The following is a 20,105-nucleotide window of genomic DNA, read 5'->3' on the forward strand; positions in this document are numbered from 1 at the left end:
TCAGCGGCGTCGTCATGGCCATCGAGGATGCCGACGAGGCGAGGGCCGCCCTGCAGCTGTTCAAGCTCGAGCCGACCCCGGAGCGTATGTCCCGGATCACCGCCACTGCGTTCATCGCGGGCGGTGAATCGGTGGCCCCGAACTGGGCCTCGATGAGGGCCCTGCGATCCACGCGATGATAAGGAGGTCCTCCGCGGCACCATCGGGATCTACTCCGACCTCGCCGGCCGGGCCATTCCGATCGAGATCGTGCAGCTGGAGTCGTTCCTGAAGCTGGCCTCGACCTCCCCGGAGGACATCCGCCGGCGGGAGGAAGCCGAGCAGGCCAAGCTGGCCCTGACCGGCGTCTAACCCCGCCAATCGGGCCTCCTGGCCGTCCCGGGAGGCCCTCCGGCGGAGGTGGCCAGGTTTTCGGAGCGCGAGGGCTAATGGCACCACAGTGCGGGCCACCCTCGGCAATCTCTAGCGGGCCTCCCTGCCGGGGTGCAATCTGGTCATAGGCGAACTGACCTGCTTGCACCAGAGATGGGAGCGCCGATGCGCGAGGGAAAAGGTCATTGGATCCGCGATCGGTGGAACGAACTAAGTCCGGTGGCGCAGGACTTCACGTTTGCCCTGATGGGCATCGGTTCTGTCTGCATCTGGGTTGGATGGCGGGCAGACAGGACAGGCGCGTGGAAGGACTATCCCTTTACGGTCAACGTCATCTCGGCCATCGCGACCGCCTGCTTCGGAATACCGGTGGCCTTGCTCATCCTGCGTTATTTGCTCACGGTTCAGGAGGAGCGCTCTGCGAGACTGCGGGCGATACGAGAAGCCCAGGAATCGTCCGAGCGCTTAGCAAACTTTGCGTCTTACCTGATCGGAAATCTGGATTACTTTGATGAGGATGTGAGTTTTCTAGAGGATGAGCGCGATCGAATTCGGCGGCTGCTGAAGTACTTTCCGACCGAGCTGCAAGACTGGTCGCACCTGCCGGTAGCGCGGATGACGTACCAACGGGAGCTGGCAGCAGCACTAAACTCGGGCGAAGTAGGACATCTAGAGGACAGACGCCGCGAGTTGGTGCAATATGCTGCCGATGCAGTCGAGGATGAATGGCGGTATTTCCAGCGGCATGTTCAGCCACTTTTGCAGGCGTCATCCCTTCCCCGCCTGCCCGTGCACCTAGTACGGGGACTAGACGACTCAGTGTCGAGGGCGAGGGTCGCCTTGTGGGCCCAGAGCCATAGGGACTTGGACGACGGCATCCCGTTAAAAGCCCATAGGAATTTGTACACAACACCGGATCGCACCCTTCTGGGAGAAGGGGGCAACCACCGCATAGGATTCCGGCCGGACGCCGATGTACTTCTGGCGATGGGTGCGCCTGATACCGCAACAGACGCGGCCTCGCACGTCGCCCATCTGCGGGAGATCCTCGAGCAATTCGATGAGTGGATCCACCGAATGTACGTTACGCGCAACATTGTCACGAGTTGCAGGGCGGTCGCGGCATGGTGCGACGAGCACCTTCAGCCCTGACGACAGCACACCGAAACCGGGTTGCATCCGGGTGGGTGCCGGCCCTGTAGAGCTTTTCGGCCGGGGCCGCACACATAGTTTCCGTGCTAGATCTCATCCTCACCACCGACACCGAATGCCAGGGTATTCTCAGTCGCCACGCCGACGGACTGATGGGTGAAACGGATTCCCGAGAACTTGTTGCTAAAGACCTTCACTGCTCCGATGTCGCCACCTTTCGTCGCCCGCGAAAAGGGCATGCCCAGGGTCCGGCTCCTCCAAGACCTGATCGCCGAGATGTAGGACCTCGCGGTGAGGGAAGGTCGCCTGCTCGGGCGTGGACCGACCGGCTTACGGGCAGCCTAAGAACGAGCCAGAACACTGCGGTAACCTCTCCGGAAACATCTCCATTGCGCCCGACATGACGACTAGATTCCGGCCAAGCGCCAGTCCTCCGTTTTGGATGCCCCGACGCCGCGTCGATATGCTGTGACATGCGACTGCCCAATTTTCAATCAGAGTTTGCGCCACACGAAGTTCCGGACCTGACCCAAGCGCGCGTCAGCAACACGGAACTCGACGCCGAGGTCGCGAAGGTGCCCGAGGACGAGCGCATCGAGATCTCGCAGCAGAACCTCATTCGGAAGGTCGTAAAGGACTTTTACTTCGCGAAGTATTTCTTCCTGAGGACAAACACCGTGGACTACGAGGGAGACGGCCAGCTCCAGAGGACTTTCGTCTATCTGTCGCACCAGATGCTCAAGCAGGCCGTCATTTCGGTCGCGACGACGATCGACCTGACTTCCGGGAGACCGGTGGACGGGAAGAAGCGGCCGGGCAGGACCGCGTCCATGCCTCACCTGCTCGAGAGGATAAAGAAGACGCTGGAAGACCTCGACGCGGACGCCAGCGCCGAGCTCGAGCTCGTCGAGCACATCAGAAAATCTGTGGACCCCAAGGATCATCTGACTCTGAAGTACGTACAGTACATGCGCAACAAGTGGGCGGGTCACGCGTCCATGGATCGCAGATTCGACACGTGGATGCAGGCCAATGACAGTCTAAGCATCGCGGCCGTCGAGGCGGCGCTCGTGCGCGTCGTGAACGCCTACGAGGATTTCTCGGACCTGGTGGAGATGAGCGATTCCCTCACGGAGAAGACCAAGAAACCGGAGCAGACGCCGACGATCGATGCGGATGGACACAGCAGCTGGAAGATGACGGTGGACTGGTCGAACATTCGCACCTTCGCGCCACTCCTGAGGGAGAGCAGTCAGAAGGAAGTCGATCTCTTCTTCGAGACGCTCTCTGCCTCGGTGAACTAGTACATCCGCCGACGCCGGGCTACCCCTGTCCGGTTCAGTCTTCGTCGGCTGCGGGTCCTGCAGGGAAGTCGGAGATCGTGGCGAGAAACGCGTCGGACACGACGTGCGGGTTGTCGTCATTGCCGATTAGCTCGATGAGGATCGCGTCGTCGCTGCATTCGAGCACCCTGTACTCAGCCCCGGCTTTGAACTCGAGGCCCTGGTCATCCGTGCCGTCGGCCCGGACAACGAAGACCTCGTCCTTTACCTCGCACGGTGCCTTGCGTCTCTTGATCGCGTTCTTTAGCGCGCCGATTCCTCGCTTGCCGCCGGCCTCTGTCGTCCTGCCGATGACGTAACCGGCGCTCAATGTCGTGGCCAGGAGCCCAACCGGCCCGCCTACCCTTTTCGCAATAGTAGTCATCAATTGATAGTTCCCGAGATTGCCCACTGTCACCCTTCATCGTTGTACACGTCAGGCGATTCTAACGGCGTGCATACACTTGGTTCCGGCGGTCAACACCAGAGGACGGGACCGCGATCCGTCTCATCAGCAGAAGAAGGCAACATGGCACCGAAGTTGGGCCCTGAGGCGATGCTCGCCGAATGGCTCCTCGTCGAGACAGTCGCCGACGTCCGACGGCGGAGCGAGGATCCGGGCGCGCGGAGCCGATACGAATTGCTCGGGACCGCGCCGCTCCTTCGCAAGCTCCTCATCGACGGCCGTCCCCTCCTCAACACTGTTCGGGCCGCTCGCCCGGAGGTGCGGACGGAGTTCCGCATCAGGCAGTGGAGCGCTCCGGAGGACGGTCAGCACGGAGAAGATCCGCCGTACTTTCTCCGGCTTGGCGGTCGCGAGCTGGTCGGCGCGCCCGAGGATCCAGCGCTGCCCAAGCTGAAGCACTTCATCGGCGCGAGGGTGGGCATGATTCGAGGACGACCGCTGACCGTCCTCGAGGTGGTGAAGTACTACGCCAATGTCGAAGGAGGCGTCCATTTCGGCATGCCTGAGGAAGATGCCCAGCACGCCCTGAGCCAGATGGCACCCATGCTCCTGGGGCGCTCGAGCGGCCACATCGAGATCCTCGCCCACCTTGGAGCGATCGTCGTAGACGCGCTGACGCCGCTGTGCGAGTCGATTCTCGCCTCGCCGCTGATCGACACGCGCATGCACCAGCTCAACGACCGCGGCTTTTTCGACGGCCACTGGACCGCGGACCACTACGCGAAGGCCGGTCAAAGGCGATAGCCGATATTGGCTCAGCCTGACTCGGCGGTCAGCGGCGGCGGCGCCCCATGGTGGGCAGGCCCCCGGAGACGGTTGGGCTAAACCTGCCGGTCGTCAGCTCGGCCGGCACCGGAACGTAGGTGGTTGGCTTCTGAGGCTCGTGCGAGGACTGCCCGACCTTGAGCTTGACCACCTCGCGCACCTCGCTGATGGCGGCCAGCGCGGCCCGTGCGATCGAGGGCGGAAGGATCGGGGCGAATCCTTTGCTTAGCCTGTCGGCTTCGGCCAGCAAGTCAGTTCTGAGCGCGGAGAAGTCTTGCCCGTCGGATTCGAGAAGCCGGTCGCGGTAATCACGGGCCCGGAGGCGCAACTGGTGGATCCTCCGGGCGAAGTTCATCCCTTCGGGGGTGTCTCCGAAGTTGGCCCGCTCGGACTTATTGAGGATGCCGCGGCGGCGCTTGTTGACGCCCCGTTCGGGCAGCTTCGTGCGGAAGTCCGTGGTGTCGAAGTTGAACTTGACCGTGTTGCCGCCCTTCTTCCGGGCGGCGGCCCTGGCGGCTTCACGGTCTGCCTGTTCCCGCGCGGCCTGCCGGGCCCGCAGGGTGGCCGGGTCGGGGGCAGGAGGTGCGGTCCTGAGCGCCGCGGCCATCCTGTGGACCGCCTGGGCATGATTCGGTTGGTTGTTCTCCACGGCTCCCCCATCGCTTCTGAGCGTAATTATTGCCCACGATTCAGGCAGGAGCCGCGGAGACACCCTTGTTCTAGGTGAGCTCTAGCAACTCCCTGAAGAAGCTTCGAGGATCGCAATGGCCACCTTGGCGCGATACGCCGCGTCACTCAGGAAGATGGGCATGAAGTAGTACAAAACCTAAACAGCGAACAGGCAACGCGGGACGAACGACGGATCAAACCCTCTCGTTGGTCCCTGGTGGAGATGCGTGCGTAACCCAACCTCATTCCGGCTCCTAAGCCGCAGTTCACAACATCCTCGAGGACTTACGGGACAACATCAGTGAACAGGGTTCGTGGAACACCTTTGGCTCGATTCTTACGCCGATTTGAGCGCATTAGGCCGTGTTCACCAAAGTAGAGTTCATGAAACCGCCACCGGGCCGACAATCGTGTAGTCGACGACAACACGCACCCCGAAGGCCGATCCGCCATCCAGTGAGCCGTGGACGGCCGGCCCCAGCGGCTCGAGCGCCGCCGAGAGGTTTGCCTTGGCGCCGGCCCGGATCTCCTGCTCGGTGGACCGGTTGAAGGCGGTTCGGATGCCGGGGTACTTGAAGACGTCTTTGAGGACCGCCGGGGGTGCGTCCATCGGGTGGGTGACCAGGACCAGCGCGAAGACCTGGCCCGGACGTCCCCCGAGGAGTGCGGAGGCCTTCGCCATATCGTCTTTGACCATGCGGGCGTACTCGCTGACATTGGCGCGGTCCGGGGTGGCCACATCGAAGGTGTACAGGGCCTTGGCCTCCACCAATGCCAGCGGCAGGGCCGACGGGTCGAGGATCGCGATGTCGGTGCGCTTCCATCCGCGGGCGACCACCAGACCAGGCAGCTGGGTGGCCAGGCTCCAGGCAAGGCGGTCACGCAGCGGCAGCTGCACTTTCGAGGTCAGCGCCAGGTAGGCGAGCTCCCCGTCGGCGAAGGATAGTGCTGAAGCTTCCAGGGCCTGCGCCAGGTAACCGGCTGTGATGTCGATCATGGCTCCATGGTCACACGGGCAATGCGCCGCGGCCCTCAGGACACATCCACGGGTTCGGCACCGGCGAGCTCGAACGCCAGCCGGCCGGTGTCCCATTTGGCGGTGTTGGCGAACAGAAACCCGTTGGTGATCAGCACCCTCCCGTGCCCGTCGCGTCCGCGGGTGGCGGTGAGGCCGCGGCCGGAGGCTCTGCGCCAGCGCAGAGTGGTTCCCTCGGGCAAGTCCAAGTCCCCTTGAAGGGGCCACCGAACTGCTCATACGTGGCGTGCACGGCGGCCTCGCCGCTCCCGGCAATTCGTGATTTCGCGAGGACCGCAACCGCAGCTACGTCGACATCAAGGCCATCGGGCAGCACATCGGCGCGCTTTCAGGCGGAGAGCGGCGGTTCCTGATGATTGCCGCATCCATCGGCGGAGGCGGGGTTGAGGTCAGCATCTCGGAGGCGGTGCCGGGCCTTGACCACAACCTGCTGGAGCTGGTCCTGGCGGCGGTCGCACATGCCGGTGGCAGCCACGAGCAGCTCGGTCTCCGCGAAAACCCTGACGGCACATTGACGCGGACCCGGCACACCTCGCTGTTCCCCTGGCCGAAGGACAAGGCCTAGGTGGACACAGGCCGGGTAGTCTGCGTATGCGGGTTGCTAGAGTCATCGCGTGGCTACCAAAAATAAGAGCATTCAGTGGACTGTCCGGGCCGATTCTGCGACGGCGGTCGGTCATATCCTTGCCGCGGCAAAGTCCCTGAAATTCAAAGCCAGCTCGCCGGGCGACGGTCAGGTCCTCGTGGAGTCCCCGTTCTCGATGCGGTCCAACACGTTTCCCGGGAAATACAGCGGCAGTATCACCTCCGACGGAACCATGGCCGTAATCGTCTGGACTATCACAGGGCAGGGCAGCAACCTGCAGCGGAACCTGGAAAAGATGGCGGAGCAGCTTCCGGCCGGGGTGCTGGAGGACGTCGGCCCCGTTGCTGAATCCAATGCAAATTATCGGGCGAAGCACGGCATCCCGGACGATGCGGTGCTGGCTGTGGGCGTGGGCGGATATTGCGCGTTCGACGGGCAGTTCCTCACGATCCAGCACACCGGAGTCCTCGGCCGCATGACGGTGGGCAAGGGCGTCAAGCGTGTTCCGCTCGGGTCGGTCTCCGCGGTTCAAATTAAACCAGCCGGCCCGGTCGTTAGCGGATTCATCCAATTTACGGTGCCGGGCGGCAACGAACAGCGCAGCGAGTTCGGTAAGCAAACCTGGGATGCAGCCGGGGACGAGAACTCGGTCGTGTTCTACCGGGACCAGGAGCCAGCGTTCCTAACTTTCCGGGACGCGCTCGAGGCGGCCATCACCTCCAGGCAAAACCCGGCCCCTGCGACGGCCCCGGCCGCCACTTCAGTGCTGGATCAGCTCTCGCAGCTTGCAGGTCTGCGGGACTCTGGGGTGCTGACAGCCGCGGAGTTCGACGCCAAGAAAGCCGAGCTTCTCGGCCGGCTTTAGTCCTAGGGCTGGTTCAGCGCCCCGCCGCGCTCTTGCCGGAAGTAGGTCAGGTCCAGCGGCGAGGCGATCACCCCACTCCTCGCTGACGAGCAGCGGAAGTTCCTTTTCCTGGACTTCGGGCAGGAGTGCGTCCCGCTGCTCGGTGCTGTCGACTGCCTGCGCAAGCACAGGCTGGACGGGGTGGTGATGCTCAAGAGGCCTCCGCTCGGTCTTTGCACAGCGCGAGGGACGCTTTCCCGACCTTCTTCCATACGGGTCCGCGCCCCACAGCCGAACCGGGGCCGGCGCCTCCGGACCCCGCACGCGTCGAAGCCCTGACGAATGGGGGGACCGTCAGGGCTTCTGGCTTGAATCTACCGGTAGGAAGCCGGCTGCTCAAAAGATGCGGGAGGGTCCAGACTGACCTCTGCTTCGGCCGCTCAAGGCCGCAGATCCCCCCGGGCGTGCTGCGTGGTCCTCCTGCTACGATCCCATAGCGGCACTAGGCCGGAGCAGTAGCCAATGGGGAGGAACACCATGCAGAACGGGCGCCCGGACGACGAGTGGGAGCAGCTCATCCATGCCGGCCACGATGTGATGGTTGACACGGCCCGCGACGAGGGCGTCATGACCTACGCGCAGTTCAACGAAGCACTGTGCTCAGCGACCGGCCTAGATCGATTCGATTTTTCCAACCCCGGCAGCTTGAAGTACTTCAGCCGGCTGCTCGCCCACATCGTCGAGCAGGACCCGATGTGCCACCAATTCATGATCTCTTCCGTAGTGAAACTCGCACCACCGGCGGATGGTCCCGGCAGCGGGTTCTTCGTTCTGGCCAAGAGTCTCGATTATCCGGACCCTATGAGCACCAAGGAAGAAAAAGAGTCGTTCTGGCTGAAGCAGCTGGCCGCGGCACACGCCCACCACAGCCCCCGGAGGCGGCGCGCCGCCGCCCGCGCCGGGTCGTAGCCGGCACAGACTGGAACCCCGGCCAAGTTAGCGGCCGGGGTTTCTCTAGGCGGTTAGAACGTGCAGGACCTCTCTAGCTGGGCGTTGAACGCGATTCCGAGGCCCTCGTTATCCTCAACGGGCATGGTCCTCGATGGTGTGGCCGCCCCGGCTGGGGTGCGGTTCGGCGCAGAGGCCGGAGCGGCGCATCCGGCTTATCTCGGCAAGGGTCGACCCATGGGATGGAGTACACCCGCAGCACATGCAGGATGAGAGCCCGGACGGGTGGGATTCCCCAGAAAAGGAGGGTGAGGCTTTGGGCGTATGGGGTGTCGGCATCTTCGACAGCGACGAAGCACTGGACGTGCGCGATACGTTCACCGACCTGATCGGCCAGGGGCAGGACCCCGGCGACGCGTCGGCGGCCATCATCGGACAGTTCTGCTACGGGCAGCCGGATGACTATGACAACAACCGGATCATCCTGGCCCTCGCTTCCACCGAGCACAGCCTGGGAATCCCGGACGGCGACACCTTCCAGTGGGCACTTCGGATCATCGAGGCCCCCGAGGAGCTGGCGTCCTGGAGTGATGACCTGGTGGCGGCCCGGAGAAAATCCCTCCAGGCCCTGCGAAAGAAGCTCCTCGAAGACCTTCCGCCCCGGAAGCAGGTCAAGCCCCGCAAATCCAAGGACACGCCGTGGGAGGTGGGCCAGCACCTGCTCTACGTCGAGGAGACAACCGGATCCCGGTTGCTTCTGCGCGTCATCGGCCATCAGCAGGACGACGGAGGCCGGTATCCCCGGTTCACGGTGCTGGAGTGGAGTGGTGAGGAGAGCGAACTCGAGCAGGCGCACCTCCTCCATCCCGTGCGCCAGCACATCTCCATCTTTCGGCGTCGCATCTACGTGGGCGCCCTCGTCGTCGGCGGGCGGGTGAAGAAGTCCAACCTGATCGAGCTGCCGCCCCGAGCGGTAGTGGAATCCGATGATGAGTACGGGGCAAACATCATGTTGTGGCGCGACCTGGTCGACCATGTGCGAAGCATGGCACTGAAGACCCCTCCAACGCTGGTGTAACCAGTCCAGGAGCTGCACTAACGCCGCCACGCCGGCGACCACGAGGCCGTCTTCCTCCGGGGAGGCGGCCTTTGCCGTCCGCACACATGAGAGGTGGCTGATGAAAGCCGTGCAGTCCCTGTCCCCGAGCCAAGGAGGTGGCACGTTGAGCACGCCCGGCTGGTAGTTCCCAAGCGGCGGGCCGTCTTCCTCCGGGGAGGCGGCCATTGTAGTCTGCCCGCATGGGAACTAGATGATCAGCTCGCCGGGGGTGGATAGGCTCGGGTCGGTTTCACCGCTTTCACCCAGAACACCGCGAACAACGGTCTTCACAAGGGGAGTCCCTTCCATCTGGCCGCGGGTATGGAAAAGTCCACTTCGCCATCCCCGGCCTCCACGAGCACATGCGCACCCGCCGCTAGGCTGTCGGAAGCAGTACCACGCACGCCTTGGGGAGGCGGCCTCCGTCGTCCGCATATGGTGGCTGAAACCCCACCATCGGAGGACCCCTTGACCACCGCGGCATCCGCCACCTACACGACCGTTGACTCGCGCCGGGACGCCATCGACCTCGCCGCGCTGATGTGCCATCCCGAGCGGGATAAGCCGGTAGTGGTCATCTCCTCCACGAAGGAGGGCACCCGACTCGACCCGGCCGCCGTCGCCAAACGCCTCGGCGACAAGGCAGCGGTGTACGTCCTAGCCACGCCGGCGGTCGCCTACTCCTTCGATGAAGCGATGCCCGATGACACCTCCGTCTACAACGGCGCCGCCCGCTCCTACCCGACCGGGACCGCATGGCAGAAAAACCAGCGCGCCTCCGTGCTCCGCCTGGCCTACTCGGATTCCGAGGCCCGCGACGCTGTCGACCTCCTCGCCCAGGACGTCGACAAGATGGACCCGTACGCGCCACCCGTCACCACTTCAAGCACTCCGGCCCGCTCAAAGGAACCCGAGATTGTTGGGTGCGAGGTCTCCATGCTGCTGCCCCCGGACGGGGTGCTGGTGAAACTGGCTGACGGCATGGCACGCATCGACACCTCCCCCCTGGCACCGGGAATCGAGCCGGAGCGGCTATTCACGTCTGGTCAGAAGCTCACCGGCACCGTCCGGGACGGGCTGTTGACCATCACCTCCGGCATCCATACCGTCGCCGAGGCCGTCGCTCACGCCCGCGCCGGCATCACCCACCCGGCCCTGGTCCTGAACGAAAAGCGCATCGCCCTGTTCCCCGGCCTGGTCGTCCGCCACGCCTCCCTGACGGAGCCCGGCAGCGTCATCGCCGTCCGCATCGAGCTCTCCGGCCGCGCCGACGGCAAGGCCTGGAAGGTGTCCGCTGTTGAGAACCCGGAGCCGGAGGAGATCGTCCCGGCGCTGCCGTTCACGATCGGCGGTGAACCGTGGATTGTCTGGAGCCCGCTTGCGGCCCAGGTTCCTGTCGAGGCTGCTGTTGAGGACGGCGCTGTCCCGGCTGAGCCTGAAGAAGCGTCCCTGGTGCCAGCCGCCGTGCCCGAAGCCGAAGTGCCCCTGCCCGGTGACGAAGCCCTGCCTGCCCAAGAAGCTGCGCCGGTCCCGGCCGTCGAGGATGAGGAGCCACAGGCACCCGCACCGCGCACGGCCGGTCACACCGAGGTCGCTGCCGCCCTGGAGCTGCTCCGCTCGACCCTGTACGCCCTCGACGAGGACAACCAACGCCTTGCCGCGGACGCTGAAGCGCTGCGCCAGGAGGTGGCGGCGAACCAGAAGCCCAGTGGGCCGGTGCCGACCCCGGGCGCTGGAGGTGCCGCCCTGGAGCTCGCCCAGCGCCAGGTCGCCCTCCTGACCCGGGAACGGATCGAGATGGCCGGGGAACTCACCCGGGCCCTGAGCGAAGCCGATGACCTGGCCGCGGAGAACGCCGCGCAGGTCCACCTGATCGAACGCCTACGCGAAAGCATCCGCACCGAGCAGACCCGTGCCGCCCGTGCCCGCCAGCTCTCCCGGGAGATCACCGCGGCCGCGGCCGCCAACACCGGGCCCCTCTTCGGCGATCCCGCCGCACAGTTCCGCCACGAGATCTACCTGGAGTGGGCCAACCGCATCCCGGCCGCCTCGAAAGCCGACATGCCGCTGGCGGAGTACGGCTTCGTCGACAGGTTCCTCGCCAGTGTCGAGAAGATCCAGGGCGTGGACCGATCCAAGATCGTCGCTGTCGCCGTAGAGGTCCTCACCGGAATTGCCGAGACCATGCCCGGCCGCGACATGCACCGCCTGCGCAGCGGGCCCAAGGCCGGCACCGTGTTCGTCGAGCACGCCGAGTACGGCACCGCCTGGCGGGTGGCCCTGCAGATCGGAGCTGCATCCGCCCGGCGGCTGCATTTCTGGCGGGGCATCGACGGCAGGGTCATGTTCGCCACCGTGGGCGTCCACGACGACATGGGCATCTGAGCCAGACGGGCCCGTCGGCGGAACCTCCAAGCTTTATCCGTCGTCCTCAACGTCGCAGTGGTGCTTCCTGACCCAATCGGCCATCCGGCGGTTCCGGCCTTCAATGAACGCGAGCACATTCTCGCGGTACTCGATGTACTCCTCCCTGCTGGCTGGTGTCCCGGCGCACTTGAAGGGGTCAAGCGGCAGGAAGTACCGGACCTTATAGTCAGGGGTCACGAGGTCTTGGAAGTGGAAAAAGTCCACGAAGTTCCGAAAGTCCTCGAACAGCTCGAAGAATTCTCCGTACGCTTCGGTGATTTTGTTTAGGGGGTGCCGGGGGTCTCCTGCGTAATAACGCCGGATGCATTCCAGGGTGAGGTCCATGCGGTCAAAGACGCTGCTTTTCCGTGCCTGGTTCATGGTCTGGACCCTCCCCTGGGCCTCCCTCTGTTCCTTCGTCTGGACGGGCCAGATCATCGCGCTGCCGATCGTGTACGGCTGGTTGAGATAGCGGGACTTCTGCTCCTCGTCCAGCGAGGCGATGGCGTCGGCCAGCGCATACGGCGTCGTCCAGTCGGTGTAGGAGTTTGTGATGGCATCGCTGCCGTACACATGCCGCCCCAGAGAACCTCCATCGAACAGCAGATAGTTATTCCTGCGCTTCACCGACTCGGTGGGTGCTTTCGGTTCGAACAGGACGCCCGATGGCAGTTCCTTCGTCCACAGCAGCTCATGATCCGCCTTGAGCTGATCGCTGTCCCTGTCGGCGTCGAACCCGGATTGCCCCTGGTTGTCGGACTTGTAGTCGTATGAGGTGTCGAAGACGCACATGAGGGGAAGTGTATTCGCACGTCAGCGGGCAAGCCGACGGCGCGCGGGAGAACTCCGAGGACGCATACTTCGTGCGTGGTCAGTTCGTCCGCCTGGCGCGCTGGCGCCCGAGCAGATGTGCGCGCATTCGGCCCAGGTCGGTCTCAAGCGGCTCGGCCGCTTCTATGAAGCGGTCCACGAGATTGAGCACGCTGACCAGGGCCAGGAAGCTACGCATCTTCACGCCAGGATCTCCCCGCTCGATGCGGCGCAGGGTGGGCAGCGAGATGTCGGCCCGCTCGGCGGCCAGCTCCTGACTCAGGCCGAGGATGATGCGCCATTGCCGCAGGGACTCCCCAAGGTGCCCTCCAAGCTCCTCGCCTGTGTGTTTGCTCGTGAGCATGTGTTCCTGCTTCCGCTATAGGTACTCGCCTGTTCTGTTGGTCGATCTATAGCAACACACAAGTACCGTTATGTGGAATGTCTGGCGAACAGGTTGCGGGTGATTGTCAGGCGCCGTCAACGAGCAACTGGGTCGCCGAGATGACTATGGCGCCAGCGTCGGGGCGCTCCCCTGCCGCCTGGTGATGATGGAGCGTTCAACAGCCACGTTGTGGCCCACCAGGGGGCAGGTCGCCGGCGAATTTGATCAGCCGCGGCAGCGTTGATTCCCAGCCGAGGGCGTTCTCGCCCATTGCGAAGCTCAGTCCGTGGACCTTCTTGTTCCAGTACCCGAATTCACGGTCGCCCTCGGACGGCAGGAAAAACCCGGTCGCCTTGTGGGTAACGATTCCGTCGCGGATGCGGGCGATGCCGATCTGGCAGACGGAGGCGTGGTTAGGGTTCGCCGTCTCAAAGTCGATGGCGACGAAGTCCAGCCCGGGCACCCGGGTGGATGAATCTGTGGTCATACCGGCGGCACTGCTCCTTCAGTTGGTCCCCGTTCGGGGCACTGGAGCATATGTGTGCGGCGGCAGCGGCGCCTCTACCCGGGGCCTACCCCCGGCAGGAGATTTCAGTGCCGGAGATTTCCGGCTGCTCCGTATTGGGGTTGGTGTACGTCGGCACCAAGCCGTACATCTGGACGTTCTCGAAGGTAATTTCCGTGTAGGCGTCGAGCTCCGGTTTGCCGGGGTGTTCGATCCAGACGTCCACGGCACCCGGGACCGAGATGATCTCCGGGACGGTTATCTTGAGCGGGTCATCCCCGTCCAGGCCGAGCCAGAGTGCGCCGTCAATGTACTCCCAGTAAGCAGGAAAAACTGTCCCATCGAAGAGGCGGTAGCTTCCGTCCTCGATGAAGCGGCCGGGCTCGACCTCCCTGCTTTGGATACCAAAGATGGCCGGTTCCACCTCTCCCCCAAAGCAGCCCCAGTCGCGTTCGACCAGGTAGTCGACGAAGCGAACCTCACCTTCTATGTCTGACAGCGCGAGGCTGGATCCGTCCAGACGGTCAGGTAGGGGGTCAGTAGCGACGGGTTCCGGGTAGATCGGCGGGGCGGACCCAACCTGCGAGGGGGTGAGGACCTTGGTGGGGGCATCATCCGGTGTCGGTGCCGCTGACCCGGGGGCCTCCTTGTCCGAGGACACGGTCGGCGAAGGAGTGCTGGCGGCCTGCTGAGTCGCTGGCGCTCCGGCGCTGGTCTGGCCCGAGCATCCCGTTATCGAGAGGAGCACGGAGGCAGCCAGAAGGGCAGCGGCAGATAACTTCTTGTTCAATGTGACCCCATTTAGTGTCTGCGGTGGCAGGCGGTTCGATCCTACCGAGAGTTCGGTGCCGGTACGACCGAATACTACGGTCGCTGCACCTCGGGTTCGGCGGCGGACATGGCTTCAAGCTCGGCAATCTGCTCGGGCCGGTAAATGTCTCCATGCTCGCGCAGGTAGCGGCGGGCGACATCTCCCTGGTTTCGTGCAGGACGGCAGCCTGGGCGACCGTCGTGACGATCTCAGCTGCTTCCTCCCCGCTGAGATCCAGCACCACAGTCTCGCCGCCGAGGGTGAACTCCAAAATCAGCTGGTTCCGGTTGCCGGCCGATGGCGGGCCAAGCTCGTCGTCGGCGCCGAGTGCCGTCGCGGTGAGCGAGAAGCCTTCCCGGGTGATGGTGGCTGTGTCGATGGTCTTGCGCATGGGGTCCTCCTGGTCGGGTTCACCCCTGATGTGTGCGGACGGACACGCGGGCGTCCCCCGCGCGCCGCCGCTAACCCCCCCTAGGACGCGCGCTCAGCCTCCTGCCCCTGGTTGCGGAAGAACTTCTCCGTGACCTGGATGGCGCGAAGCAGCTCGGGATGTTCGCTGGCAAGGGCCAGGACCGACGGCAGCGGCCCATGCTCGTCTCTCCACTGGCCCGGAACCCATGGGTTGCGCCGCCTCCCGCGCGGTGCGGTGGGATCCCGTCGGGGCTTGCCGCCCAGGAGCGGTGGCGCCCACTCGAGGAGCAGCGGCCTGTCCTTCTTGGAGCCGTTGCACCCCCAGCACGCCGCGGTGATGTTGTAGAGCGCGTGGGGGCCTCCCCTGCGCAGCGGGACGATGTGGTCGAGGTGCATCTCTGACGGCTCGAATGTGCCACCACAGTAAGTGCACCGGAACCCGAGGCGCTCAAGGAGGGCGACCGCTTCATCGGTCGTGAACGGCTCAGAGCCCTCATTGTGAAGCTTGAGTGCCTTCCGCAGTGCCTCACCCAGGCGCCCGCGCATCCGGATCTCCTCAATGTTCCTCTCATTGCTTGCGGCCGCCATGCATTCGTTGCTGCAGTACTTGGCGTTCCGCCTGCCCGTGGACATGTCCTTACCGCACCTCAGGCAGAGCCGGTCCCCCAGCTCCTCAGCCCGCTGGATCGCGCGCCGCAGCCGGAGGTAGTGCATATTGCACCGTCCCGCCTTGAAGCTGCCACTGGGATCGGTGTCGGCGCTTACCTCGCAGTCGGGCTCCTCGCAGACGGGCACTTCGAAGGAACCAAAGGTGCCAAGGAGCGTCCAGTGCTTGCGGCACAGGCCGTCGATAAGCCGACTCTGCGGCCCGCAGTTTTCGCCTACCCTGCAGGAGCCCTGGGCTGCACGCTTGGCCGCGGCGCGAAACTGCTGGTCGTGCTTCGGGCACCGGCCTTTCACGAATTTGTTCGCCTCGGCTGTCGGCCGGATGTCACACCCCTCCTCGATGCAGGCCGGGGCGTCGGCGTAAAATTTGTGCGCCCGGCACATCCCGCCCCAGAGTTTCTTCTGCCGCCCGCAGTCCAATCCACCCACCGCGCAGAGCCTCGCGCTGGGCTCGTTCCGGTCGTCCTGTCCGTTGGCCTTTACCTGCGCTTTTTGATCCGTCATGCGGCCGACTCTAGGGCACTCTGAATCAGGGTCAAAACCGCCATTCTCCGCGGTTTTTGGCACATTCAAGGATGTGAAAGTCCCCCATCCAGGGCTGGATCCGACGGGCCGAACCTAGCGTGAGCATTCCCCATCCACGGCCCGTCGGCGGTGGTGCCTCCGGGGAGGGATGTCCGCCGCTCCGCACACATCACGGTGCCGCTCCAGTGCATCAAGCCGCTTTCGAAAGCGGCGGGTCAGCCAACGCTTCCCAGACACCTTCAGTCGTGCACTGGCCAACGCTCATACGAACGCTCCAGGAGAGGCCCCCTCGCTCGCAATTGGTGCTCTGGTTTCTACCCACGCACATACACGGGCGCACCGGACAGAAGCGGAAACCACTGGGGAACCGGTCGGGTGTGCGAGCCTCCGGAACCTTATCCACCATGTGTGCGGCGCTGGTGGAAACTCTCACCGGGACACGGCCTGGGGTCCAGCGGCATTCGGTGTCCGCCCATAAGCTTCAGTGGATTGCTGACTTTTTTGGGGGAATTATGCGAACAATTGGCTGGTATTACGACGCGCGCGAACCGACCATCGCCCAATACTGGGACGGGACCAAGTTCCTGCGCACCAAGCAACTGGTCGACGTTGGGCTGGAGCCCCTGTACGACATGCAGACAGGCCAGCAATTCCCCGATTATGACCGTCCGACCGGCGCCGTCCAGGTGTTCAATGAATGGAAGAGAAGCGAACTGCGTGAAGCTGCCCGGCGGCAGGCAGCTGGGGAGCCTCCGCCGAGAATCAGGCGCAAAGGGCTGGGCTGCTTCCCCATCGTGGCTCTCATCGTCATAGGGTTCACTCTCTTCGGCGCATGCAGTCCCAGTTCAGCCAGCGGCTCGGCGGCAGGGGCCGAAGCCGTTTGCCAGCAGTTCATCGAGACCCGGCTGAAGTCTCCGGCCTCCGCCGAATTCAGCTCAACTGATGTCGTGGAGCTGGGCGACACCTACAAGGTCACCGCCGTCGTTGATGCCCAAAACTCCTTTGGCGCCATGATGCGCAGCAGCTGGACCTGTCGGGTCATCTGGAACGACGCCAGCGAAAAGTACACGTTGGACCTGCTCGAGCAACGCTAGGGAGTCCAGCTCGTGCCACAACCCGTTGACTATTCCTGGGCGCCTGGTCATTGCCCCTTGGGAGCCCAGCGGCCTTTGGGCAAGCTGAAGGAATGACTACTTCACTTCAGCTTGCCCGACCTCCTGGCTCCGGGCCTCAACGTTGTTTTCGTCGGCACTGTCGCCGGGAAGATTTGTACCGGTGGAGCATTCACGACCGCCTCTCTGTCGTGCAGAACACGGATCCATCTTCATGCCGCAAGTGCCACCGCCGAATAAGCTGTCGGACCGGGCACCTACGCTTGCTGGATGATCTCGACTGCCTCGCCTATCGGCGTATTCGGGGACTGGCACGGCCACCTCGGCTGGGCGATCGCCAGCATAGAAGCGGCCGCTGACGCCGGTGTGAGGACGATGCTTCACGTGGGCGACTTTGGGCTGGATTTCCCGGGCCGCGCCCGCGGGCGGTTCGAGAAGAGGTTGAACGGGTGCCTTGTCGAGCGTGACCTGATGCTTATCGTCAGCCCGGGAAACCACGACAATCACGACACCATTGCCACGCTCCCAGTCGGGACGGACGGACTCGCTGCTTGGCGATCGAATATCCGCGTGCTTCCCCGTGGCGGGCGAACCATCGTTGAAGGTCTCGTCGTCGGCGGGCTGGGTGGCGCTTACAGCGTCGACCAGCACCGGCGAACCGAGGGCAAGGACTGGTGGGCAAACGAGGAGCCAACGCACGCGGAGGCCGCGCGACTGATTGCTGATGGACCGGTCGACATTCTCATTACGCACGATGTTCCTGCCTCCGTCCCCTTGGCGAGCCAGCTCGCGCTGCCACCCAAAGTCGTTGCGCGCGCAGAGATGACGAGGAAGCTACTGGATGACGTAGTGCGGCTGCTCCGTCCTCCGCAGGTTTTCGCTGGCCATTGGCATCAGCGCGTGATTCATGAGCTGCCCGGTGACGGTGGCGGCGCTACTCGCGTTGATGTGCTTGCTAACGAATTGCAGAATCTTGGCAACGGCGTGTTGATCTGGCCCAACCACGAGCTGCCCATGAAGGTGACCCCGCTGCGGATAAATACACGGTAGCCAATGAAGGAGCGTGGATGATCGAGCGGTTAACCCCCTCAGATATAGGTGACTGGAAGTTCGTAACGGCAAGCGGGACGGTATATCGGCTCAAGATGGAGGAGACACGCGGGTGGCTCACCCGGTAGGTGCAGGTTGAGCCCGCGACGCCAGACTTCGAGAGAGAGCCCGTATATGACCTTCGGCTTGACGGTTCGCCCGTACCACTACTCGGTCTTCGGGTGAATCAAGTGGGTCGAGCAGCGGAGCTGTGGTTGCAGGTCCGGCCCGACGACGTCCAAACCCTTCGGCAGACCACGCCGGCGGTCTCTATCAGTGTGTGGAAAAACCTCCGGTGTCCAAAACCCGGAGCGGCGCTCCCCTAAGGATTCCCTGGACGCCCGAATGAGATTTGAAAAGGAATGCGGCAAAACCTAGGACGAGCACGGCGTTAGTCGTTGCGGTGAGCTGCCGGCGAGCTGATTCGGTCCGTACTTATCCGGGACTCCAGAACTTGCCGATGATCTTCCACGAGCGACGGGATGTCGAAGTAGCTCTTTTCCGCGATGGCTACGCTCGTGTGTCCCAAGACGGATTGCGCCGCTTCTGCGCCCACTTCCTGCTTCAGGATCGTTGCGACCGTCCTCCTGAAAGTATGTGGCGTGACGGAAAAGCCGGGTTCTACCCCGGCGGCGTTCAAGGCGCTCCTCAGGGACCGTCGAACTGCAGAAGGCTGCTTGTAGGTACCCTCCTGGGACCAGAAGACCGCGTCCGCGAGGTTGTGTTCGGGCGAGAGCATGCGGCGCCTCTTCAGTGTGTCCACGGCGAACTGAGGAAGTGGGATCTCCCTGAAGCCACGTTTCGATTTGGGTTTAGCCTGCCGGTACTTCGGGCCTTGGCGCGGCTCGACTATGGTTCCGGTGATCCGTACGGTTGGCACGGGCCCCTCAAGGTTGACGTCCGACCAGCGCAACGCCAGAACCTCACCTATACGGACGCCCGTGCCCAACAAGACGTCTACAATATCCGTCAACATTCCGTCATTCGGAGGGCCGAAAGTCCCGGGCTCGTTCCGCCATGAGCGGACTGCTTCCCTGACTTGAGCGAGAGACGGAGCGCTCAAGCTTCGGGGCTGGATCTGCTTTCTCGGCAGCGGCGCAACGTTCTTGACCGGATTGTAGGAAATCGTCTCGTGCCGGACGGCGACGTCCAGTACGGCCTTCAGGACCACCTTTGCCAGACGTGCCTTGGTAAGCCCCGCGTCATCCTCGATAAGCCCGTGAAGGAAGTCACCGCAGACCTTTGTTCCAACTTCTGTAACCCTCATTGAACCCAGCGGTTCCTGAATGTGGTTGCGGTAGGTGCTCTGGTATTGGTCAAATGTCTGGCGCCGGATTTTTGTCCCGCGCGACGCCGGCAGCTCATCACCGCTCGAGCTGACGCCCACCTTGGGAGGCTCGATGGTTCTGAACCACTGCTCCGCGAGTTCGCTAATGGTGGGAACCGCGTCCGCAGCCGCCTTCGCTTCCTTGTCGTGCCATGCCTTTACCCGGGCGACCGCCGCTCCTTCCACGGCCTTGATCGCGATCGCCTTGGTTCGTCCCGTTCGCTTGATCACACTGGTGCGTTCATCACGTTCGCCGAATCGCGCCCACGCCTGCCACTGTCCGTTCTCGGTCCGTTGCGCGCCAGGATTACCCAACTCACCCTGCAGCAACCTATGGCGGCCCATCAAGAGGCCGCCTTACACGCCTTGTACCAGGCGATGAAGTCGGCCTCGTCGTATCTGACTAGGCCATGGAGCCGCATCGCTGGCGGACCGATGCCCGTGGAGTGCCAGTTGGCAAGTGTCTTCGGTGCGATGCCGAGGATGCTGGCCACTTCGCTCCGGGTCAGGACTTTCACTGCCGCAGGCTTCTGGGGCGTCTCGTTTTCGTTCATGTTCGCCATGTGTGCGGCGATAAGTGGAACGCTCACCGCTGCGGGGCAAACCAAAACGTCACTTAAACGTCTCTTTGGCAAATTGGGTGGCATGACAAACCCCTCCTGCTAGGTGTTTTGCCTAGTCAGAAGGGGTTTCTGGAGCCCCCTGCCGGATTCGAACCGGCGACCCCCTGTTTACAAGACAGGTGCTCTGGCCAACTGAGCTAAGGAGGCATGCTGGCTGCACCAGCAGGCGCCGCCGC

At 63.7% G+C, this 20,105-nt stretch carries 23 protein-coding genes and 1 tRNA gene; 11 read left to right on the forward strand and 13 right to left on the reverse strand.

Annotation, left to right across the window (positions count from 1 at the left end; translation table 11 throughout):
- The first annotated feature begins 14 nt into the window (after positions 1 to 14).
- The 3 genes from GVV77_RS14255 (at position 15) to GVV77_RS14265 (ending at position 2,828) form a co-directional block, all read left to right on the forward strand.
- The gene (locus tag GVV77_RS14255; RefSeq protein WP_159619437.1) at positions 15 to 179 is read left to right on the forward strand and encodes a hypothetical protein; all 165 of its coding nucleotides are present in this window, start codon (positions 15 to 17) and stop codon (positions 177 to 179) included.
- A 358-nt stretch (positions 180 to 537) separates the two neighbouring features.
- Positions 538 to 1,524 (forward strand): hypothetical protein, encoded by a 987-nt coding sequence (locus GVV77_RS14260; RefSeq protein WP_159619439.1) that lies wholly within the window; start codon positions 538 to 540, stop codon positions 1,522 to 1,524.
- A gap of 473 nt (positions 1,525 to 1,997) precedes the next feature.
- The gene (locus GVV77_RS14265; RefSeq protein WP_159619440.1) at positions 1,998 to 2,828 is read left to right on the forward strand and encodes a hypothetical protein; all 831 of its coding nucleotides are present in this window, start codon (positions 1,998 to 2,000) and stop codon (positions 2,826 to 2,828) included.
- A 34-nt stretch (positions 2,829 to 2,862) separates the two neighbouring features.
- On the opposite strand, the gene GVV77_RS14270 is transcribed toward GVV77_RS14265, so the two are convergent.
- On the reverse strand, positions 2,863 to 3,231 hold the full coding sequence (locus GVV77_RS14270; RefSeq protein WP_246199837.1) for a hypothetical protein: 369 nt from the start codon (positions 3,229 to 3,231) through the stop codon (positions 2,863 to 2,865).
- A 144-nt stretch (positions 3,232 to 3,375) separates the two neighbouring features.
- Between GVV77_RS14270 and GVV77_RS14275 the strand changes: the two genes are divergently transcribed.
- Positions 3,376 to 4,056, forward strand: coding sequence for a hypothetical protein (locus tag GVV77_RS14275; RefSeq protein ID WP_159619443.1), 681 nt, complete (start codon positions 3,376 to 3,378; stop codon positions 4,054 to 4,056).
- Between the two features lie 28 nt (positions 4,057 to 4,084).
- Here GVV77_RS14275 and GVV77_RS14280 read toward each other — a convergent pair whose 3' ends face one another.
- From GVV77_RS14280 to GVV77_RS14290, 3 genes are all read right to left on the reverse strand, one after another.
- Entirely contained in the window at positions 4,085 to 4,726 is a 642-nt protein-coding gene (locus GVV77_RS14280; RefSeq protein ID WP_159619445.1) for a hypothetical protein, read from the reverse strand.
- A gap of 402 nt (positions 4,727 to 5,128) precedes the next feature.
- On the reverse strand, positions 5,129 to 5,743 hold the full coding sequence (locus GVV77_RS14285; protein ID WP_159619447.1) for a hypothetical protein: 615 nt from the start codon (positions 5,741 to 5,743) through the stop codon (positions 5,129 to 5,131).
- 35 nt (positions 5,744 to 5,778) lie between these two features.
- Complete coding sequence (locus GVV77_RS14290) at positions 5,779 to 5,964, reverse strand: hypothetical protein (RefSeq protein WP_159619449.1); 186 nt, start codon at positions 5,962 to 5,964, stop codon at positions 5,779 to 5,781.
- A 170-nt stretch (positions 5,965 to 6,134) separates the two neighbouring features.
- Between GVV77_RS14290 and GVV77_RS18170 the strand changes: the two genes are divergently transcribed.
- The 5 genes from GVV77_RS18170 to GVV77_RS14315 all read left to right on the forward strand — a co-directional run bounded on the left by GVV77_RS18170 (position 6,135) and on the right by GVV77_RS14315 (position 11,644).
- On the forward strand, positions 6,135 to 6,347 hold the full coding sequence (locus GVV77_RS18170; protein WP_201293244.1) for a hypothetical protein: 213 nt from the start codon (positions 6,135 to 6,137) through the stop codon (positions 6,345 to 6,347).
- Positions 6,348 to 6,396: 49 nt separating this feature from the next.
- Positions 6,397 to 7,233, forward strand: coding sequence for a DUF4429 domain-containing protein (locus GVV77_RS14300; protein ID WP_201293245.1), 837 nt, complete (start codon positions 6,397 to 6,399; stop codon positions 7,231 to 7,233).
- Between the two features lie 516 nt (positions 7,234 to 7,749).
- Entirely contained in the window at positions 7,750 to 8,181 is a 432-nt protein-coding gene (locus GVV77_RS14305) for a hypothetical protein (RefSeq protein WP_159619451.1), read from the forward strand.
- Between the two features lie 241 nt (positions 8,182 to 8,422).
- Complete coding sequence (locus tag GVV77_RS14310; RefSeq protein WP_159619453.1) at positions 8,423 to 9,238, forward strand: hypothetical protein; 816 nt, start codon at positions 8,423 to 8,425, stop codon at positions 9,236 to 9,238.
- A 489-nt stretch (positions 9,239 to 9,727) separates the two neighbouring features.
- On the forward strand, positions 9,728 to 11,644 hold the full coding sequence (locus tag GVV77_RS14315; RefSeq protein ID WP_159619455.1) for a hypothetical protein: 1,917 nt from the start codon (positions 9,728 to 9,730) through the stop codon (positions 11,642 to 11,644).
- Positions 11,645 to 11,677: 33 nt separating this feature from the next.
- On the opposite strand, the gene GVV77_RS14320 is transcribed toward GVV77_RS14315, so the two are convergent.
- The 6 genes from GVV77_RS14320 to GVV77_RS14345 form a co-directional block, all read right to left on the reverse strand.
- Positions 11,678 to 12,457, reverse strand: a complete 780-nt coding sequence (locus tag GVV77_RS14320) for a DUF6994 family protein (RefSeq protein WP_159619457.1) — start codon at positions 12,455 to 12,457, stop codon at positions 11,678 to 11,680.
- Positions 12,458 to 12,536: 79 nt separating this feature from the next.
- Positions 12,537 to 12,839 (reverse strand): helix-turn-helix domain-containing protein, encoded by a 303-nt coding sequence (locus GVV77_RS14325; RefSeq protein WP_159619459.1) that lies wholly within the window; start codon positions 12,837 to 12,839, stop codon positions 12,537 to 12,539.
- A 196-nt stretch (positions 12,840 to 13,035) separates the two neighbouring features.
- Positions 13,036 to 13,347, reverse strand: coding sequence for a 3'-5' exonuclease family protein (locus GVV77_RS14330; RefSeq protein ID WP_159619461.1), 312 nt, complete (start codon positions 13,345 to 13,347; stop codon positions 13,036 to 13,038).
- An 85-nt stretch (positions 13,348 to 13,432) separates the two neighbouring features.
- On the reverse strand, positions 13,433 to 14,026 hold the full coding sequence (locus GVV77_RS14335; protein ID WP_159619463.1) for a hypothetical protein: 594 nt from the start codon (positions 14,024 to 14,026) through the stop codon (positions 13,433 to 13,435).
- Complete coding sequence (locus GVV77_RS14340; protein WP_159619465.1) at positions 13,977 to 14,567, reverse strand: hypothetical protein; 591 nt, start codon at positions 14,565 to 14,567, stop codon at positions 13,977 to 13,979. The genes GVV77_RS14335 and GVV77_RS14340 overlap by 50 nt, the downstream gene beginning before the upstream one ends.
- 80 nt (positions 14,568 to 14,647) lie before the next feature.
- A complete protein-coding gene (locus GVV77_RS14345) occupies positions 14,648 to 15,757 on the reverse strand; it encodes an HNH endonuclease (RefSeq protein ID WP_159619467.1) in 1,110 nt (369 codons plus the stop codon).
- Between the two features lie 533 nt (positions 15,758 to 16,290).
- On the opposite strand from GVV77_RS14345, the gene GVV77_RS14350 reads away from it, so the two are divergent.
- A complete protein-coding gene (locus GVV77_RS14350) occupies positions 16,291 to 16,872 on the forward strand; it encodes a hypothetical protein (RefSeq protein ID WP_159619469.1) in 582 nt (193 codons plus the stop codon).
- A gap of 288 nt (positions 16,873 to 17,160) precedes the next feature.
- Complete coding sequence (locus GVV77_RS14355; RefSeq protein WP_159619471.1) at positions 17,161 to 17,940, forward strand: metallophosphoesterase; 780 nt, start codon at positions 17,161 to 17,163, stop codon at positions 17,938 to 17,940.
- A gap of 430 nt (positions 17,941 to 18,370) precedes the next feature.
- Here the strand turns inward: GVV77_RS14355 and GVV77_RS14360 are convergent, their stop codons facing one another.
- The 3 genes from GVV77_RS14360 to GVV77_RS14370 all read right to left on the reverse strand — a co-directional run bounded on the left by GVV77_RS14360 (position 18,371) and on the right by GVV77_RS14370 (position 20,076).
- The gene (locus GVV77_RS14360) at positions 18,371 to 19,537 is read right to left on the reverse strand and encodes a tyrosine-type recombinase/integrase (protein ID WP_159619473.1); all 1,167 of its coding nucleotides are present in this window, start codon (positions 19,535 to 19,537) and stop codon (positions 18,371 to 18,373) included.
- Positions 19,538 to 19,650: 113 nt separating this feature from the next.
- Positions 19,651 to 19,860 (reverse strand): helix-turn-helix transcriptional regulator, encoded by a 210-nt coding sequence (locus tag GVV77_RS14365; RefSeq protein WP_246199838.1) that lies wholly within the window; start codon positions 19,858 to 19,860, stop codon positions 19,651 to 19,653.
- 139 nt (positions 19,861 to 19,999) lie between these two features.
- A tRNA-Thr gene (locus GVV77_RS14370) sits at positions 20,000 to 20,076 on the reverse strand.
- Positions 20,077 to 20,105 lie beyond the last annotated feature (29 nt).

Source organism: Arthrobacter zhaoguopingii (assembly GCF_009828605.1).
Classification (GTDB): Bacteria; Actinomycetota; Actinomycetes; order Actinomycetales; family Micrococcaceae; genus Arthrobacter_D; species Arthrobacter_D zhaoguopingii.